At 65.0% G+C, this 17001-nt stretch carries 18 protein-coding genes, 1 tRNA gene and 1 other RNA gene; all 20 read right to left on the bottom strand.

Features of this window, described 5'->3' with window-relative positions; translation table 11 throughout:
- Nucleotides 1–39: 39 nt before the first annotated feature.
- Nucleotides 40–489, bottom strand: a complete 450-nt coding sequence (locus A2Z13_01985) for a division/cell wall cluster transcriptional repressor MraZ (protein ID OGP77570.1) — start codon at nucleotides 487–489, stop codon at nucleotides 40–42.
- A 254-nt stretch (nucleotides 490–743) separates the two neighbouring features.
- Nucleotides 744–2357, bottom strand: a complete 1614-nt coding sequence (locus tag A2Z13_01980) for a fumarate hydratase (protein OGP77534.1) — start codon at nucleotides 2355–2357, stop codon at nucleotides 744–746.
- Between the two features lie 124 nt (nucleotides 2358–2481).
- An RNA gene (gene rnpB / locus A2Z13_01975) (RNase P RNA component class A) lies at nucleotides 2482–2875 on the bottom strand.
- Nucleotides 2873–3292, bottom strand: coding sequence for a hypothetical protein (locus A2Z13_01970; protein OGP77533.1), 420 nt, complete (start codon nucleotides 3290–3292; stop codon nucleotides 2873–2875). The genes rnpB and A2Z13_01970 overlap by 3 nt, the downstream gene beginning before the upstream one ends.
- Nucleotides 3289–4014, bottom strand: a complete 726-nt coding sequence (locus A2Z13_01965) for a hypothetical protein (protein OGP77532.1) — start codon at nucleotides 4012–4014, stop codon at nucleotides 3289–3291. The genes A2Z13_01970 and A2Z13_01965 overlap by 4 nt, the downstream gene beginning before the upstream one ends.
- The gene (locus A2Z13_01960) at nucleotides 4014–5165 is read right to left on the bottom strand and encodes a Nif3-like dinuclear metal center hexameric protein (GenBank protein OGP77531.1); all 1152 of its coding nucleotides are present in this window, start codon (nucleotides 5163–5165) and stop codon (nucleotides 4014–4016) included. The genes A2Z13_01965 and A2Z13_01960 overlap by 1 nt, the downstream gene beginning before the upstream one ends.
- A gap of 91 nt (nucleotides 5166–5256) precedes the next feature.
- A tRNA-Met gene (locus A2Z13_01955) sits at nucleotides 5257–5333 on the bottom strand.
- Nucleotides 5334–5426: 93 nt separating this feature from the next.
- Nucleotides 5427–7214 (bottom strand): RNA polymerase sigma factor RpoD, encoded by a 1788-nt coding sequence (locus A2Z13_01950; GenBank protein OGP77530.1) that lies wholly within the window; start codon nucleotides 7212–7214, stop codon nucleotides 5427–5429.
- Nucleotides 7215–7220: 6 nt separating this feature from the next.
- Nucleotides 7221–9002 carry a DNA primase gene (locus tag A2Z13_01945; protein OGP77529.1) on the bottom strand — a complete coding sequence of 594 codons (1782 nt, stop codon included), beginning with the start codon at nucleotides 9000–9002 and terminating at the stop codon, nucleotides 7221–7223.
- A 91-nt stretch (nucleotides 9003–9093) separates the two neighbouring features.
- Nucleotides 9094–9540 carry a glutamyl-tRNA amidotransferase gene (locus A2Z13_01940; protein ID OGP77528.1) on the bottom strand — a complete coding sequence of 149 codons (447 nt, stop codon included), beginning with the start codon at nucleotides 9538–9540 and terminating at the stop codon, nucleotides 9094–9096.
- A gap of 3 nt (nucleotides 9541–9543) precedes the next feature.
- Nucleotides 9544–9741 (bottom strand): 30S ribosomal protein S21, encoded by a 198-nt coding sequence (locus A2Z13_01935; GenBank protein OGP77527.1) that lies wholly within the window; start codon nucleotides 9739–9741, stop codon nucleotides 9544–9546.
- Nucleotides 9742–9837: 96 nt separating this feature from the next.
- Entirely contained in the window at nucleotides 9838–10185 is a 348-nt protein-coding gene (locus A2Z13_01930) for a histidine triad nucleotide-binding protein (protein OGP77526.1), read from the bottom strand.
- A 2-nt stretch (nucleotides 10186–10187) separates the two neighbouring features.
- Nucleotides 10188–10532, bottom strand: a complete 345-nt coding sequence (locus tag A2Z13_01925; GenBank protein OGP77525.1) for a phosphoribosyl-AMP cyclohydrolase — start codon at nucleotides 10530–10532, stop codon at nucleotides 10188–10190.
- Between the two features lie 14 nt (nucleotides 10533–10546).
- Nucleotides 10547–11371 (bottom strand): imidazole glycerol phosphate synthase subunit HisF, encoded by an 825-nt coding sequence (locus A2Z13_01920; GenBank protein OGP77524.1) that lies wholly within the window; start codon nucleotides 11369–11371, stop codon nucleotides 10547–10549.
- A 14-nt stretch (nucleotides 11372–11385) separates the two neighbouring features.
- Complete coding sequence (locus A2Z13_01915) at nucleotides 11386–12117, bottom strand: 1-(5-phosphoribosyl)-5-[(5-phosphoribosylamino)methylideneamino]imidazole-4-carboxamide isomerase (GenBank protein OGP77523.1); 732 nt, start codon at nucleotides 12115–12117, stop codon at nucleotides 11386–11388.
- A gap of 10 nt (nucleotides 12118–12127) precedes the next feature.
- On the bottom strand, nucleotides 12128–12796 hold the full coding sequence (locus A2Z13_01910) for an imidazole glycerol phosphate synthase, glutamine amidotransferase subunit (protein ID OGP77522.1): 669 nt from the start codon (nucleotides 12794–12796) through the stop codon (nucleotides 12128–12130).
- A complete protein-coding gene (hisB, locus tag A2Z13_01905) occupies nucleotides 12793–13383 on the bottom strand; it encodes an imidazoleglycerol-phosphate dehydratase (GenBank protein ID OGP77521.1) in 591 nt (196 codons plus the stop codon). Before hisB ends, A2Z13_01910 begins: the two co-directional genes overlap by 4 nt.
- Before the next feature lie 5 nt (nucleotides 13384–13388).
- Nucleotides 13389–14621, bottom strand: a complete 1233-nt coding sequence (locus tag A2Z13_01900) for a histidinol dehydrogenase (GenBank protein ID OGP77569.1) — start codon at nucleotides 14619–14621, stop codon at nucleotides 13389–13391.
- Between the two features lie 68 nt (nucleotides 14622–14689).
- On the bottom strand, nucleotides 14690–15961 hold the full coding sequence (locus tag A2Z13_01895) for a UDP-N-acetylglucosamine 1-carboxyvinyltransferase (GenBank protein OGP77520.1): 1272 nt from the start codon (nucleotides 15959–15961) through the stop codon (nucleotides 14690–14692).
- Between the two features lie 30 nt (nucleotides 15962–15991).
- Complete coding sequence (locus A2Z13_01890) at nucleotides 15992–16837, bottom strand: protein-(glutamine-N5) methyltransferase, release factor-specific (GenBank protein OGP77519.1); 846 nt, start codon at nucleotides 16835–16837, stop codon at nucleotides 15992–15994.
- Between the last annotated feature and the right edge of the window lie 164 nt (nucleotides 16838–17001).

Genomic DNA, 17001 nt, shown 5'->3' with positions numbered 1-17001 from the left:
CTCCTGTAAAAGAACGGGGATATGTCCCGCGGACAACGATCAGATCCTGAGCGACTTGATCTCCCGCTCCAGCTCGGGATCTTCGAACCCTTCCTTCTCGAACCGGCCGATCTCCTCCACCCACTGTTCGCGCGCCCAGATTTCGAAGCGATTCGGCATACCGGTGATGACGACGTCTTTTTCGAGGCCTGCATACGTGCGAAGCGAGGAGGGGATGAGGATCCTGCCCTGCTTGTCCGGAACGGTCTCCACGGCTCCGCCGACGAAAAACCGGAGGAAGGTGTTGAGCTTCCTGTCGACGCTGGAGACGGAGGAAAGCTTTTCCTCGATCCGCGCCCAGTCGTCGGCAGGATAGGCGTAAATGCAGCCCGAGTAATTGGTGATGACGAACGATTCCTGGCCGGTTTCCTGGAGCTGCTCCCGGAAGGGGGCGGGGATGTTCACCCTGCCCTTCGGATCGATGGTATATTCGAAACGTCCTCGGAAGATCATGGTGGCCGCTGAACCCACCTTTCCCCACAATTACCCACTAGCGGCCATAATAATGGTTAACGGGATAGTGTCAAGTATTTTCTGCGAAAAACCGGAGAGTGAGCCCGTCTAAAAAAGCGTTTTGTTGCTAACTTGGCGAACTCTTTCAGGATACGTCCACTCTCGCAGGCGTTCGCGAGAGGAGAATGCGCTTTCGGGGGACATTCCTGATGCTTGCGCCTTATATCGCCAGGAGCGTCCCCCGCCCACGCTTATCCCAGCTGCTTGTAGAAGTCGTTCCCCTTGTCGTCCACCAGGATGAACGCCGGGAAGTCGACCACCTCGATCTTCCAGATGGCCTCCATGCCCAGTTCGGGGTACTCCAGTACTTCGACCTTCTTGATATTCTCCTGTGCGAGCAGGGCGGCGGGCCCGCCGATGGAGCCCAGATAGAATCCGCCGTACTTCTTGCAGGCGTCCGTCACCTGCTGGCTGCGGTTCCCCTTCGCAATCATGACGAGCGATCCTCCATGCGACTGGAACAGGTCCACGTAGGAATCCATGCGGCCCGCGGTGGTCGGTCCGAAGGAGCCCGAGGGCATTCCCTTGGGGGTCTTGGCAGGACCGGCGTAGTAGATGGGGTGGTCCTTCAGGTACTGCGGCAGGTCTTCCCCGCGGTCGATCCGCTCCTTGAGTTTTGCATGGGCGATATCGCGTCCGACGATGATGGTACCTGTGAGGGATAGCTGCGTGGTGACCGGATATTTGGACAGCTCGGCCAGGATCTCCCTCATCGGCCGGTTGAGGTCGATCTTGACGATGCCGTGATCGTGCTTCTTTCGATACTTCTCGGGGATCAGCCGTCCCGGGTTCTTCTCCATCTTCTCCAGCCAGATGCCGTTCTTGTTGATCCTGGCCTTGATGTTGCGGTCGGCGGAGCAGGAGACGCCCATCCCCAGCGGGCAGGAGGCGCCATGACGCGGCAGGCGAATCACACGGACATCGAGGGCGAAGTACTTGCCGCCGAACTGCGCGCCGTAGCCGCATGTGTAAGCCGACGTGAGGATCTTCTCCTCAATCTCGAGGTCACGGAAGGCGCGGCCGCCCTTGTTGCCGGCGGTGGGGAGATGATCCAGGTAGCCGGTGGACGCCAGCTTCACCGTCTTCAGGCAGGTCTCCGCGGAAGTGCCGCCGACGACGAACGCCAGATGATACGGCGGGCAGGCGGCGGTCCCCAGGGTTTTCATCTTCTCCACGAGGAACTTCTCGAGGCTCGCGGAGTTGAGAAGCGCCTTGGTCTCCTGGAACAGGTAGGTCTTGTTGGCGGAGCCGCCCCCCTTGGCCACGAACAGGAACTTGTACTCCATCCCGTCGGCAGCGTACAGGTCGATCTGGGCCGGGAGGTTGCAGCCGGAGTTGACCTCCTCGTACATGGTCAGGGGGACCGTCTGGGAGTAGCGAAGGTTCTCCTCCGTATAGGTCTTGAAAACCCCCTTGGAGAGGAATTCCTCGTCCTTCCCGCCGGTCCAGACCTGCTGTCCCTTCTTGCCGACGATCGTGGCGGTTCCCGTGTCCTGGCAGAAGGGGAGGATGAATTTGGCTGCCACCTCGGCGTTCCTCAGCATGGAGATGGCCACGCCCCGGTCGTTGGGGGAGCTTTCCGGGTCGGAGAGGATCGCGGCGACCTTCTCCAGGTGGGCCGGGCGCAGGAGGAAGGAAACGTCTCGCATCGCCTGGTTGGCCAGGAAGGAGAGCCCTTCCGGGTTCACCACGAGGACTTCACTCCTTTTGAATTTCGCGACGGAGACGTACTCCCGGGTTAGCAGCCGGTACTTCGTTCCGTCCTTCCCTAGAGGAAACGGGTCCTGGTACTGGAACTCTGCCATCTCTTCGCTCCTTCTGTGTGTATTGGGAGACATTTCACCGGGGACATTCCCGGTTGTTGCGGGGGACATTCCTGGTTTTATCAAGTTTCGCGTCGAGGAGTGTCCCCCGCCGGATGTCGTAAAAGGCCTGAGGAGGCCGTAAGCCGGGTTCTGTGCGCGGCGGGTGAATCCGCCGCGGGACGGCCATTTCTCTACGACGCGCGTTGCCGCGCGCCTTGAGCGACCTGTACCCGAGGGCCCCGGGCGGGCCACCCTTCCCCCGCGGTTTCCTGCGGAGTCGCCCTCCTATTCGGTCTTGCTCCGGGTGGGGTTTGCCGTGCCGTGCCGGTTGCCCGGCCCGCGGTGAGCTCTTACCTCACCTTTTCACCCTTACCTCCCGAGGAACGCGGGAGGCGGTATGTTTTCTGTGGCACTGTCCTCGGGGTCGCCCCCACCGGGGATTACCCGGCACCCTGCCCTGCGGAGCCCGGACTTTCCTCCCGCCCCTTGAAAGGGCCGGCGGCCGCCTGGCCTCCTCAGACGTTTTTGAAATGAGCGTCGATCGCGCGGTTGGCGAGGAGGTCGGCTTTCGTGTTCTCCTCCCGCCCCACATGCAGTATACGCGCCGACGGGAATCGCCGCAACCGCCGGGCCGCGTCGAGAAAAAGGGGCTTCAGGAGCGATGATTTCACCCTGTACTCCCCGTTGAGCTGACGGACGAGGAGCTCGGAGTCGGACCGCACCGTGATGGCGGCGGGGGACAGCTTCTCCGCCTCCGCGAGGGCCAGAAGCAGGGCGCGATATTCGGCGACGTTGTTGGTCGTCTCTCCGATGTAGGCGCACAACTCGATCTGCTCGCCGGTACCGTCGACCTCGATCACCGCCCCGATACCGGCCGGCCCCGGGTTCCCCCGGCTGGCGCCGTCGGTCCGGAGCGTCAGCGACTTCCCTTTCATTTACCGGAAGGCTCCCCTTCCGGTGCCTCGTAATAGAGGATCCGGTTGCAGTTGGGGCAGGTGTGGATCCGGTCGTCCCGCTGCAGCAGATTGAAGAGCTGGGGGGAAAGGTTCATGTGGCATCCCGTACACGACTGGTTTCTCGCCGGGATGATCGCGAGTCCGTCGCGCCGGTCGAAGATCATCACGAACCGTCTCGCAAGACCGGCTTCGAGGCGCCCGGCCACCTCGGCCCTCTTCGCCGCAAGCACGGCGATGTCCTTGTCGAAGCTCGCCATCTTCGCCTCGACGTCGACCATCCGCTCGCGGTACTTGCCGCTTACCTCCTCGACTTCCGCCTGGAACTCGGCCAGGCGCTTCTCCGCCTCCTCGTAGCGCGCAAGAATCGCCAGCAGTTCGTCCTCCCGGGCGGTGTTCGCCCGTTTCGTCCCCTCGATTTCCTTCAGCATCGCGTAGTATTCCTTGTTCGTCTTGATCGACATGAGCTTGGCCTTGGCCCGCTCGACCTTCTCGCGCTCCTCCTCGATTTCGCGCTCCTTCTCGCGACGGTCCTTCCTGAGCTGCTCGAACTCCTGCTGGGCGGACAGGAACTTCGCTTCCCTTTCCTCGAAGAGGGCCTTCAGGTCCGCCACCTCGAGCGGGACCTTTCGCTTCTCTGTCTCCACCATCCGCGCCTGGATCATGATCTCCTGAAGGCCGACCAGGATTTTGATCTGTTCCATCAAGACCGCTCCCCTCCCCTTGTTGACCCCGGGTGAAATGCCCTCTGGGGCTCCTGTTCCATGAACACGCGGATCGCGAGGCTCCTCCCGAACCTTCCCGCGAGCACCCGCCGGAACTCCGGCAGGATCCATTTCTCAGCCGAACCGTGCCCGACATCGGCGACGGGCATCTCCCCCGCGGCCGCATCGAGCGCCTGGTGATACTTCACATCCCCGGTCACGAAGAGGTCAGCCCCCGCCTCCCTCGCCGCGCCCGCGAATTCCGATCCGCTCCCCGCCACGACCGCGATCCGGCGGACCGTCTTCCTCGACGGCCCCGCCACCTTGATCCAGGCCGGACGGATCTTCCGGTGAATCTCCTCCAGTACGGCATCGAGCGCAGCTGCGGACTCCCGGTCCCCCACGGCGCCGATGCCCCCTCCGAGCGCCCATCCGGCGAGCGGATAGACGTCGATCGCCGGTTCCTCGTACGGATGGACGGCCCGCACGGCCCGCAGGACCTGCGGGAGGAGGCTGCGCGCCACGACCGCCTCCAGACGGATTTCCTCGATCCTCTCCTCCCGCCCGGCCCTCCCCGCAAAAGGGCTGGCGGATTCCGCGGGATGAAAGGTCCCCCATCCGGCCACGCGGAAGGAACAGCGGGAGTAGGCACCGATCCGGCCGCCCCCCGCCTCCGACAGAGCGGCCATCACGTCGTCCGCGCGATCCGGCGGGATGAAGACGGCCACCTTGCAGGCGTCCGAAGGCTGCCCCGGGAGCAGGGGACGGATCCCCCGGAGGCCGATCCTGCGCGCCACGATCCAGGACACGCCGCGGGGTGCAACGTCGGCGTTGGTGTGTGCGGAGATCACCGCCACGCCCATCCGCAGAAGGGAATACGCGGCGGAGGAATCCCCCTGGTCGGGTCGGACGGACTTCAGGGGGGAGAAGATAACGGGATGGTGGGTGAGGATAAGGTCGGGGCGCATCCGCCCGCACAGGGCAACTGCCGCCGGGGTGGCGTCCAGCGCGACGAGGACGGACCGGACGGGCGCCGTCGGGTCCCCGGCGAGGATCCCCACGTTGTCCCAGTCGGCGCTGTGGGCGAAGGGAAAATGGTCATCGAGCGCGCGCCATACGTCCCTGACCGTGACTTTGGGGCGGGAGCTCACTCCCCCCACTCTCGAAAAACGAAAAATGCACCGGCGTGCGGTGCATTTCGCACGGTCATCGATCTCACGGCGACACGTTCCTGCAGCAGGATGGTGGGCCCACCTGGCCTCGAACCAGGGACCGACCGGTTATGAGCCGGTGGCTCTGACCAACTGAGCTATGGGCCCTCAAACGCCCCTCTCTACGATTATTTTTTCCCATTATTTCCGTCATACGATGCCCTTGTCAATTCCGACGCGGCCCACCGTGAAAACCCTTCCCTATTCCAGGAATGTCCGCAGTCGCTTGGAGCGGCTGGGATGGCGCAGTTTCCGTAGGGCCTTGGCCTCGATCTGCCGGATCCTCTCGCGCGTCACCTCGAAGTCCTGGCCCACTTCCTCCAACGTGTGGTCCGACTTCTCGCCGATCCCGAACCGCATCCGCAGGACCCGCTCCTCTCTCGGGGTGAGCGACCCGAGGACCTCGTTCACCTGCTCGGACAGATCGATGTTGATGACGGACTCCACCGGGGAAGCCGTGTTCTTGTCCTCGATGAAATCACCAAGGTGGCTGTCTTCCTCCTCGCCGATGGGCGTCTCCAGCGAGATCGGTTCCTTGGCGATCTTCAGCACCTTGCGGACCTTCTCCAGCGGGATGTCCATACGCTCCGCGATCTCCTCCGGAGTCGGCTCGCGCCCGAGCTCCTGGACGAGGTAGCGCGAGGTTCGAATCAGCTTGTTGATCGTCTCGATCATGTGCACCGGGATCCGGATCGTCCGCGCCTGGTCGGCGATCGCCCGCGTGATCGCCTGGCGGATCCACCAGGTGGCGTAGGTCGAGAACTTGTACCCCCGCCGATACTCGAACTTGTCGACCGCCTTCATCAGGCCGATGTTCCCCTCCTGGATGAGGTCGAGGAACTGCAGCCCGCGGTTGGTGTACTTCTTGGCGATGGACACCACCAGGCGAAGGTTCGCCTCGACGAGCTCCTGCTTGGCCTGCCGGACCTTGCGCTCGCCCTCTTCGATGGCCCGCAGGGTATCCTTCAGCACCGCTGCGCCCAGCCCCGCCTCCTTCTCCACCTTCCGGATCTGCGCCCTGGCCTCGCGGATGATCCTTTCCATTTCGAGGAGCCGGTCCTTGCCGACGTGCAGCCGCATCGCGGCCTTCGCGAGCTTCGCCTTCCTCTCCTTGACGCTCCGGATGAGCTTCAGGAGATCCTTCTCGGCCATCCTCGTTCGGTCGCAGCACGCCTGGATCCGTCCTTCCGCGTCCTCGATGCTGTCCGCGAAGTCCCGGATCTTCCCGCTGATGACCTCGATCTGGCGCTCCTTGAGGTGGATCTCCTGGATGAGGTCCGCCACGCGCGCGCCGAGCTCGCCCTCCCGTTTCCTGAGGGCCCTCCGCTCCTTCTCGGACAGCCGCGCCTTCTTCAGGCGTTCCGCGCATTCCTTGACGGCCTGGCGGGTCTTCTTGATCCGGGCGATGATGCCCAGCACCTTTTCCTTCGCCTGTTGCTCGTCCTCCTCGGTGGAATCCTCGTCCAGGTCCTTGATGACGTCCTGGATCTGGAGCTCGCCGGATCGGAGTTTCACCCCCATGTCGCCCAGCTCGTCGAGCGCGATGCGGCAGTTCTTCACGGACGCGACGATGTCGCGTTCCCCGTCCTCAATGCGCTTTGCAAGACTGACCTCGCCCTCCCGGTTCAAGAGGGGGATCGATCCCATCTCTTTCAGGTAGAGGCGCACGGGGTCGTTCCCCTTGATCCCGCCGGCGTAGTCGATTTCCTCCTCCTCGACCGCCGCCTCCTCCTCGACGGCCGTCTCCTCCTCCTCGGCGGCTTCCTCTTCCCCGATCAGGAGGTTTCTCCCGGCAACGGGAACCTTCTGGAAGGCGTCGACGACCTCGATCGCGTTCTCCCCGAAAATCTCCATCACGTCATCGATCTGGTCCCCCGTGAGGATCTCGGGAGGCAGCACGCTGTTCAACTCGTCGTAGGTGACGAACCCCTGGGCGCGCCCCTTTTCCACCAGCCCGTCGATGCCGTCGAAATGTTTCCGCCTGGCCATTCCGCCTCACCTCACGCTCGCGTTTCGTTCCTGCTTCAGCCGCTCCTTCTCGTTCTTTGCGGTCTTCAATTCCGTGAATATCTCCTGCGCCCGCCGCTGGTCGCCGGTGCCGATCGCCGCCTTGCTCTCTTCCCCCAGTCGGACGATCTCCCGCTCCAGCTTCCGGATCCTCAGGCCCAGCACCACGTCCGGGTAGATCCGCCGCGCATCCCCGGCGGACATCTCCGCCCGGAAGATCTCCTCGGAGATCCGCCTCCGGGCCGCATCGGAGATCTCCCCGTCCAGAACCTCGTTGAGGTCCGCGCCGCCGCCCGCTTCGGCCCGCCGGGAAAACAGGCCGACCGCCTCCCGGACCTCCTCTCCCTCGATCCACTCGAGGACGCCGTCCCTGCGGACGTCCTCGATCAGCGAGGGGTCGCGGGAGAGCAGGCACAGCAGAAGTTCCTCCTCGGGCCGTCCGCCCGATGGCCTTCCGGGAATGCCGGGCACCGCCGCGGCCGCGGCGCGGCTTTTTCCGTGCAACTGCTCGAGCACCGTCTCCTCCGGAAGGCCGGCCGACTGCGCCACCCGCTGAACGTAAAGCCGCTGCTCGGCGGGTTCGGTGATCCACGGGAGGTACTTCGCCATCAGCCGGAGATAGGACAGTTTCCCGGTGATCTGGGAAAGATCGTACTTCCGGGCCGCCGCCCGCTCGATCGTTTCCATCAACGGAACCGCCCGGGAGATCCGGTCCGAAAACTCGGGGCCCGTCGTCTCCTTCGCCCAGTCGTCGGGGTCCATCCCCTTGGGAGGGAAGAGCACCAGGGGGCTTACCCCCGCCGTGTACAGAGGCGCGCCCGCTCGGACGGCGGACCTCTTCCCGGCGACATCGCCGTCAAAGAGTAGGATGACCGTATCCGATAGTCGCTTCAGCGTCCTGGCGTGACCCTCGGTGAGCGACGTCCCGCACGTCGCCACGACGTTGCGGACCCCTCTCTGCCACAGGCCGATGAGGTCCATGTATCCTTCGACCACCAGCACCTTCTTTTCGTTCCGGATGGCCGGAAGAGACTGGAAGAGCCCGTATAACAAGGAGCTTTTCCGGTAGAGCTCGGACTCCGGGGAATTCAGGTATTTCGGGGTGGCGTCGTGGATCGCCCTCGCGCCGAAGCCGCACACCCGCCCCCGGGCGTCCGTGACGGGAAAGATCACCCTCCCCCGGAACCGTTCCCTGTATCCTCCCCCCTCCTGGGGATAGAGCAGTCCCGCCTGCGCCGCGCGGCCGGTCTCGATCCCCTCCCGCGCAAGGACAGAAAGGAGATCCTTCCCCTGGCCGCCGTACCCAAGGGAAAATTCCTGCTCGGCCTCCTTTGTCACTCCCCGCTTGATCAGGAACTCCCGGGCGGGCTTCCCGGAGGGGGAGGACCGGAGAAGCTCCCGGTACGTTTCGGCCGCCAGCCTCAAGATCCGGTAAAGGTCCTCGCCGGGCCTTTTGGAAGGGGGCCCTTTCTCGTACTGGATCGGGACGCCGTACCGCTCCCCGAGATCCTCGACCGCCTCCGTGAACGAAAGGTTGCGCGCCTTCATCAGGAAATGAAAGACCGACCCCCCCTCCCCGCATCCGAAGCACTTGAACGCCTGCCGGGACGGGTGGACGAAGAAGGAGGGTGTTTTCTCCCGGTGGAACGGGCACAGCCCCTTGAAGCCCGAGCCGCTGCGCGCAAGGGAAACCGTCTCGGACACCACCGCCACGATGTCCGTTTTTTCCCGTATTTCACGGATGGTGCTTTCGGAGATGCGGCCTCCCACGTTTCCTTCGGCCCCGGCCCTTGTGTAAGGTCAGATAAAAAAAGTCCCGGACGACTGTGTCGTCAGGGACGCACCGCTTCCCGTCTTCGTCTCAGCCGGACAGCAGGCGCCGGACAACCTCGCTCACCAGTTTGCCGTCGGCGCGGCCGGCCACCTTCGGCATCAGCTCCTTCATCACGCGGCCCATGTCGGAAGGGGCCTTGGCGCCGGCGGCGGCGATCGCCTCCCGCGCGAGGGACTCTACCTCGGCTTCGGAGAGCCCTGTCGGGAGGTAGGCGGAAAGGATGACGATCTCGGCCTGCTCTCTCTCCGCGAGCTCGGGCCGGTTCCCTTTCTGGAACAATTCGATGGACTCCCGGCGCCTCTTGACCATCGACGCGAGCGTCTTGAAGATTGCATCGTCGGCCAGTTCCCCCCTCGCTTCGATTTCCCGGTTCTTGATCTCCGCAAGGGCCATCCGCAAAGCAGAAAGGGCCAAGGGATTCCTCTCCTTGGCCGCCTTCTGCATGTCTTTCCGCAACCGGTCCTTCAATCCCATCCGCTACCGGCTCAATTTCTTCATTTTCTTCAAGGCGCGCTTCCTGGCCGCCAACGCCTTCTTCTTCCGCTTGACGCTGGGCTTCTCGTAATGCTCGCGCTTGCGGATCTCCGAAAGGATACCGGCTTTCTCACACTGTTTTTTGAACCGTTTCAGTACGCTCTCAAAGGGCTCCTCTTCCTTCACGCGGACGCCCGGCATAACTGGATCACCCCTTCCCCTGCCAGCTTAATACCGAAAATTCCTATACTATAACTGATTTCCACCTCAAGTCAAGGAATCGATTCCAACCGGTGTTCAGCCGATCTTGTGTTCCAGCGGCTTTCCGCCGATCAGGTGGAAGTGCAGGTGGGGCACGATTTGTCCCCCGTCGTCCCCGTTGTTGATCACGACCCGGTAGCCCGAATCGGCGATCCCTTTGTCGTTGGCGATCTTCGCGGAGAGACGCAGCATCTTCCCCAGGAGGCCCGCATCGTTCTTCCCCACGTCGTTGAGGTTGACCATGTGCTCCTTCGGTACGATCAGAACGTGGACCGGCGCGACCGGGCGAATGTCCGGAAACGCCACCAGGTCGTGGTCCTCGTAGATCGGCTGGGACGGCACTTCCTTCCGGACGATCTTGCAGATGATGCATTCGTCGGCCATCGTCATTTCCCTCCGCGCCGCCAGGCGCTCCGATAGAAGCAGGTCCGCTCTCCCGTATGGCACGCGGGGCCTTCCTGGCGCACGCGATACAGGAGGGTGTCCACGTCGCAATCGTACCGCACCTCTTCCACTTCCTGGAAGTGCCCGGAGGTCTCCCCCTTGACCCACAGGGAGTTCCGGGACCGGCTCCAGTAGCTGGCGCGCCCCGTCTCGAAGGTGCTCCGCAACGCGGCGGCGTTCGCCCAGGCGACCATCAGCACCGTGCTGTCGGAGACGTCCTGCGTCACCACGGGCACAAGCCCCCGGTCGCCGAATTTCACCATCGCGATCAACTCGTCCGCCGTCATCTTCCTTCTCCCGTCTACGGCTGCGGGTCCGCGCCTCCCTGCATTTCCGCGGCCGCGCGGATCGTCCCCCGGGCGCCCGGCCGCACCGGCACCCCTCGTCGCCGCAGATATTCCTTCGCTTCTCCCACCGTGTACTCCCCGTAGTGGAAGATCGACGCCGCCAGCACGGCGTCCGCCCCGCCCGCGGTCAGGCCCTCCATCAGGTGGTCGAGGTTTCCCACCCCGCCGGAGGCGATTACCGGGATTCCCACCCGGTCCACGATGGTCCTCGTGAGGGGGATGTCGTAGCCGTCACGCGTACCGTCCCGGTCCATGCTGGTCAGCAGGATCTCTCCTGCTCCGAGCTCTTCCATCCGCGCCGCCCATTCCACCGCGTCGATCCCTGAGGGCCGGCGGCCTCCGTGGGTGTAGACTTCCCATTTCCCCGGCCGCCCCGGGACCGCGCGGGCGTCGATCGCGACCACCGTGCACTGGCTCCCGAACCGCTCGGCGGACTGCCGGACGAATCCGGGATCCGCCACCGCCGCCGTGTTGATCGACACCTTGTCGGCCCCCGCCGACAGGAGGGTCCGGATGTCCGTGATCGTCCTCACCCCGCCGCCGACCGTCAGGGGCATGAACACCTGCTCCGCCGTCCGGCGCACGACGTCGATGAGGATGTCCCGCCGCTCGTGGGAGGCCGTGATGTCGAGGAAGACCAGTTCGTCGGCCTCCTCTTCGTCATACCGGCGGGCGATCTCCACAGGGTCGCCCGCGTCCCGAAGATTCACGAAGTTGACCCCCTTGACGACGCGGCCGTCCTTCACGTCCAGGCACGGGATGATCCGCTTGGCGAGCATCTCGCTTGGAGGGCTCACTCCGTTTCCAGACGGAGTACGTCGGGGAGCGATATGGAGCCGTCGTACATCGCGCGCCCGATGATCACGCCGCAGACCCCCTCGTTCTCCATCGTCCTGAGCGTTTCCACGTCCGCCAGCGTGCTCACGCCCCCGGAGGCGATCACGGGGGTGGAAAGCCCCTTCGCGAATTCGCCGATGCTGGGGAAGTTGGGGCCCGCCATCATGCCGTCGCGGGAGATATCCGTGTAGATAAACCGGGAGATCCCGCTCTTCTCCATCTGCCGCGCGAGGTCGACCGCGACCACTCCCGTCACCTCCACCCAGCCCCGTATGGCCACCCGTCCTTCCTTGGCGTCGACCGACGCGGCCACCTTCCCTGGGTACGCCTTCGTGATGCGCAGGACCTCTTCGGGGTTGCGGACGATGGTGGTCCCCAGGATGATCCGGGACACCCCCGCGCCGAGGTACCGGGAGGCGATGTCGAAGTTCCGCACCCCGCCGCCCACTTGCACCGGGATGTCGACGGCGGCAACGATCCGCCGGATGATGTCGAAGTTGACCGGCTTCCCCAGGAACGCGCCATCGAGGTCCACCACGTGCAGTTGCGACGCGCCCGCGGCTGCGAACCGCCGGGCCACCTCGAGCGGCGAGTCGTCGAAAACGGTGGAGTCCTCGGCCCTCCCCTGGCGGAGCCGGACCGCCTTGCCCCCCTGGATGTCGATCGCCGGAATTACCTGGAACGCCATGCGAACCTCTTCACGCCGCCTCGCGGCACAGCCGTCCGAAGTTGGCGAGGAGCGCAAGCCCCGCCACCTGGCTCTTCTCGGGGTGGAACTGGACCGCCAGGAGATTCCCCTTCCCTACCCCGGCCGCGAAATCCACCCCGTAGGACGTCCTGCAGGCGACCACGGCCGGTTCGTCCGGTCGGACGTAGTAGGAGTGGACGAAGTAGAAATAAGACCCCGAAGGGACGCCGCGGAGCACCGGGTGGTCCATCGTGAACTCGACGCGGTTCCACCCCATATGGGGGACCTTCAGCGCGGTATGGCCGTGAGCGGCGAAGCCGGGTACGGTCATGCCCGCGGGGAAGCGGATCACCCTTCCCGGAAAGAACCCGATCCCCTCGTGCCGGCCGAATTCCTCGCTCCCGGAAAAAAGCACCTGCAGTCCCAGGCAGATTCCGAGGAATGGCCTGCCGTCGCGGAGAACGTCTTTCAGGAAAGGGAGCAGTCCCTGCCGCGCAAGGTTCTCCATGCAATCGCGGAATGCGCCAACGCCGGGCAGGACGATCCCCCGGCACAGCGACAGCTCCTTTGGGCTCCCGCTGACCAACGTGGGGAATCCGAGGGTTTCCAGCGCCTTGCTGACGCTCCTGAGGTTCCCCATGCCGTAGTCGACGATGCCGATGACATCCGTCCGGCTCATCCCAGGACGCCTTTCGTGGAGGGAACCCCCTTGACTCGCGGGTCGATCCGGACGGCGTCCGACATCGCCCGCCCCAGGGCCTTGAAGATCGCCTCGATGGTGTGGTGGGTGTTGGCCCCGTAGGGGACGTTGACGTGGACGCAAACGCCGGACGACTGGGAGAACGCCCGGAGGAATTCCTCTACCAGCTCCACGTCGAAGACCCCCACCTTCTCGCTCTTCATGGGGCAGTGAAAGACGAGGTGGGGGCGCGCGGAGATATCCACGCTGACGTTGGCGAGCGATTCGATCATCGGGACGCTGGCGAACGCGTAGCGCGTAATCCCAACCATATTCCCGAGACTCTTGCGGAACGCCTCCCCGAGGCAGATGCCGACGTCTTCAACGAGGTGATGGAAATCGACCTGGATGTCCCCTTTCGCGGCCATCGTAAGGTCGAACCCGCCGTGACGGGAGAAAAGGGTGAGCATGTGATCGAGGAACGGGACGGTCGTGGAGATTTTCCCGTCTCCCGCCCCTTCCAGGCGCAACGACAGCGTGATGTCGGTCTCTTTCGTCCTGCGGGCGATCTGCGCTTCCCTTGGCATCCTCTTTACGCCTCCCCTTTGATCCGTTCCAGAACGGCCTGTGCGTGGGCGGCCAGGCCCTCCTTCCGGGCCAGTCTTACGACATGCGGCGCATCGGAGGAAAGCGCCCGAATTTGATATGATACCACATTCATTTTCTTCAGGAAATTCGAGACTCCCAGGGGGGAGGAGAACCGCGCAGCCCCTCCCGTCGGCAGCGTATGGTTGATCCCCGCGATGTAGTCGCCCACCGCCACCGGGCTGTGCGGGCCCAGGAAAGCGGTCCCCGCGTTCCGGATCCGCTCCAGGGCGTCCCATGGATTCTCCACCATGATGCTCAAGTGCTCCGGCGCGATGGCATTGACCACTTCGATCCCCTCCGTCAAATCGCGAACAAGAAAACCGCGGGACCGCGCAAGGGACGCCGAAAAGATCTCCCGGCGCGGGAGCCTTTTTGCCTGCCGGAGGAGCTCCGCCTCCACCTCCCGCGAGAGGTCCCGGGAATCCGTCACCAGTGCGACGAACGCGTCTTCGTCGTGCTCGGCCTGAGACAGAAGGTCCGCCGCGACGTACGAGGCTCTTGCCGAATCGTCGGCGAGTACCGCGAGCTCGCTGGGGCCCGCCAGCAGGTCGATTCCGACAACGCCGTAGACCTGCCGCTTCGCCTCGGTCACGTACGCGTTTCCCGGCCCGGCGATGACGTCCACCTGGGGCACCGACTCCGTGCCGAAGGCCAGCGCCGCCACCGCCTGGGCGCCGCCGATGCGAAAGACCCGGGCGATCCCCGCGATCCGGGAAGCGACGAGGACCACGTCGGGAACCTTTCCGCCAGGGGCCGAGCAGGTGGCGATCACGTCGCGGACGCCGGCCACACGCGCGGGGATGGCGTTCATCAGCAGCGTCGACGGGTAGGCCGCTTTCCCGCCGGGCACATAGACCCCGGCGCGCTCCACCGGCAGGACCCGCTGCCCCAAAAGGACCCCGGGGAGTTCGGCGGTGTAGCCTTCCCGCGCTTGGCGCCGATGGAACGCCTCGATGCGAGATGCGGCAAGGAAGAGCGAGTCCTTCAGGGCTTTCGGCGCCTGTTTCCACGCGGCGTCGATCTCCCTCTGGGAGACGGCAAACCCCTTCGTTCCCGGGTCGAACCCGTCGAACCGGCGCGTGTACTCCGCGAGCGCCACGTCCCCTTCCATCCGCACGCGCGAGAGCACCTCGGCCACCACCGCGGAGACTTTCGCCGACTCGGTGCGGCCCCGCATCCGGGTCTCGGCCAAGGCTTTCCGAAACGCCGCAGTTCCCGATTTCACCCAGCGCACGGCATTTCCTCCTACTCCTTTACCCGGGAGATCCGGGCCCCCAGGGAGGAAAGCTTATTTTCCAACGCTTCGTAGCCGCGATCGAGATGGTAAATGCGCAGCACCTCGGTGGCGCCCTTCGCGGCCAGCCCGGCCAGCACCAGGGATGCCGAGGCCCGCAGGTCTGTCGCCATCAGCGGCGCCCCGGAGAGGGTCGGCACGCCCTTGACCGCCGCGGTGTTGCCGGAGACGTCGATCCTCGCCCCCATCCGGCGCAACTCCGCCACATGCATGAACCGGTTCTCGAAGATCGATTCCCGGATGATGCTGAACCCGTCCCCGAGGCACATGTACGCCATGAACTGCGCCTGGACATCCGTGGGGAACCCCGGATACGGGGAGGTCTCCACGTTTGTGGAGCGGATCGGACCTTCCCGGCGGACCTGGACGCTCCCGGGGGTGGCGAAGACCTCCGCCCCGCTCTCCGTCAGTTTTTCCAAGACCGCGCCCATCGCGGAGGGGTCGGCTCCCTCGACCGTCACGTCTCCCCCGGAGATCGCCCCGGCCAGGAGCAGCGTCGACGCCTCGATCCGGTCGGGCATCACTTCGTGCCGGATGCCGCGCAGCGCGGGAACCCCCCGCACCACGATTTCGTCGGTCCCCTCTCCCTCGATGTCCGCCCCCATCGCGCGCAGCGCCCTCGCCAGGGCGCACACCTCGGGCTCATGTGCGGAGTTCTTCAACACCGTGGTGCCCCGGGCCAGGGTCGCCGCCATCATGAGGTTTTCGGTCCCCGTCACGGTCTTCATGTCGAAGGTGACGGTGGCGCCGGAGAGCCTCCCGGCGTCGACTTCGACATACCCTTCCACGAGGGCGGTCTTCGCCCCCATGAGCTCCAGGCCCTTCAAGTGCTGGTCGATTGGGCGGGCGCCGATGGCGCAGCCTCCGGGCAGGGAGATTCTCGCCTTGCCGTACCGGGCGACGAGCGGCCCCAGCACGAGAACGGAGGCGCGCATCGTCTTGACCAGGTCGTAGGGCGCTTCGGCCCTCTCAACGGTTCGCGGGTCGATCCGCACCGTCTCCCGGCCGTCCTCCCCCGCGTCGATTCTCTCGACGGAGGCCCCCATGTGGCCGAGGACCTTCGCGAGGGTCGAGATATCCCGAAGACGGGGGGCGCCGACGATCTCCACAGGATCCTCCGCGAGGAGCGAAGCCGCCATGAGCGGGAGGGTCGCGTTCTTTGCCCCAGAGACCCGGACGGTTCCCGAAAGCCGGTTGCCTCCCTGGATGACGAAGATGTCCAACTTTTCCCCCCTGACCGGATGCAGCCTGCTTCAGCGCTTCTTCCAGCGCGCCACGCGGTTCCGGCCCGCCAGGTCCCTGTACACGTCGACGAATTTCAAGGCTCCGGACGGAAGCCGCCGCACGGTTTCACCCTGGGATTCCCCGATCTCGCACCAGAGTTCGCCGCGGGAGGCAAGGATTTCCCCCGCCTCGGCGACGAGGCGCCGCAGGACGGCCAGCCCGTCCTCCCCGGCCAGCAGCGCCCTGGGAGGCTCGAAGTTTCGCACTTCCGCGGGAAGGGAACTCCACTCTCCTTCAGAGACGTACGGGGGATTCGAGACCACTACATCAAAACGGTCCCCGCTTTTCAAGGCGGAAGTTGCATCCGCGCGCAGGAAGAAGACGCGGCCGGCAACGCCGTGCCGGCGGGCGTTTTCCCTCGCAGTCCGGAGCGCCCCGGGGGAGACGTCCGCCGCAAGGACCTTCACGGAGGGGAGCTCCGCCGCGAGCGTCACGGCGATCGCGCCGCAGCCCGTCCCGACGTCCAGGAGGAACCCCTTCTCCCGGTCCTCCCGCTTCCACGCGTCGATTACCCGTTCGACCAGCCCTTCCGTCTCGGGCCTGGGAATGAGCGTGTCCCGGGTAAGGAGAAACTCGCGCCCGTAGAAATCCCACGCGCCAAGGATGTACTGGATCGGCTCGCCCGCGGCGCGCCGGGAGATCCAGGAGTGCAGCGTCTCCGCAGGATCGCCCACTTCCCGGTCCCGCTCGGAGAGAAGACGCGAGCGCGGAATCCCGGCCAGCGCCGAGACGAGAATCTCGGGTTCCGCATTTCCCGCGATGCCGGCGGCCGCCATCTCCCTGCGGCAAAGGTCAAGCAGCTCGGAAAGCTTCATACGGCGGTCACGCCGCCCGCTTGACGGATAGCAAACACCGCAGGGAGGTCCGGCTGCGCCGCCTCGGAGAGGGACTCCGTTCGTGGCTCGCCGTTCGTTGCACCTGAACGGCTGCGCTTTACCTCACTTTGCCCCCCTCCTGCGGCGACTCCACCGGACCCTCC

The sequence above is a fragment of the Deltaproteobacteria bacterium RBG_16_64_85 genome, assembly GCA_001798885.1.
GTDB lineage: Bacteria > Desulfobacterota > Deferrimicrobia > Deferrimicrobiales > Deferrimicrobiaceae > FEB-35.
The sequence above is the reverse complement of the archived record's forward strand: the minus strand, read 5'-3'. Positions and strand labels throughout refer to the sequence as shown.